The sequence below is a fragment of the Rheinheimera gaetbuli genome, assembly GCF_054781935.1.
In genome coordinates, this window is the sequence record NZ_BAAGTL010000048.1 from 1 (window position 1) to 884 (window position 884).

The 884-nt window shown below is 48.2% G+C and carries 1 protein-coding gene; it reads left to right on the forward strand.

Features of this window, described 5'->3' with window-relative positions:
* Nucleotides 1-39 precede the first annotated feature (39 nt).
* Nucleotides 40-884, forward strand: an 845-nt coding sequence (locus ACYVIC_RS19785) for an IS630 family transposase (RefSeq protein ID WP_460862716.1), incomplete at its 3' end; no start/stop codon positions are given.

Sequence of the window (884 nt, forward strand, 5' to 3'; positions counted from 1 at the left end):
TCGGTCGCCAAACTAATAAGTCACAAAACCGCATTGAGTATGAACAAGATAGCATTTTTGTACGGCGCAGAAACCCGCCGTTTGAAGAAAATTATCCATAAAACCCGTGATAAAGACCTTTGCCGCAGAGCAACTGCGGTGTTATTGGTTCTAAAAGGTAAGGCTAAAGCTGAAGTGGCCAGACTGCTGCAAGCTGGACGTTCATCGGTGAATCGCTGGATGACGTGGTACGAAGCAGCAGGGATTGATGGCTTAACAAATCAGCGTACAGGCCGACCGCCAACACAGCCCAAGGCTTTAATTATTGATGTGCTTAAGTTACTGATTGAGCACAAGCCCAGGGATCTTGGCTATCAACGGTCACGCTGGAGTACGGAGCTGTTAAGTCTGGTGTTGAAGCGCGTTCTTGGCTTGATTGTGCACAGCTCAACGATACGCCGCTTGCTGCCTAAAGCCGGCATAGTCTGGCGCAGAGCAGCGCCAACGCTGCGGATAAAAGACCCAGCTAAAGCCGAGAAAATGGCGGCAATATATGAGGCGCTGAATAATTGTAGCGCTGAACATCCGGTATTTTATGAAGATGAAGTTGATATCCACCTTAACCCAAAAATCGGTGCAGACTGGGGCTATAAAGGTAAACAACGTCTGGTGGTAACGCCGGGCAAAAACAGAAAACACTACCTGGCTGGGGCACTGCATAGCAAAACAGGCCAGATAACCTATGTTGGCTCAACAAGCAAAAGCTCAGAACTGTTTATCAGCCTGATGGAAAAGCTGAAGCGGCAATACCGGCGAGCCAAAACCATTACGCTGGTGGTGGACAACTACATTATCCACAAGAGCAAAAAAACAGAGAAGTGGCTGCGCAATAACCCGAAGTTTGT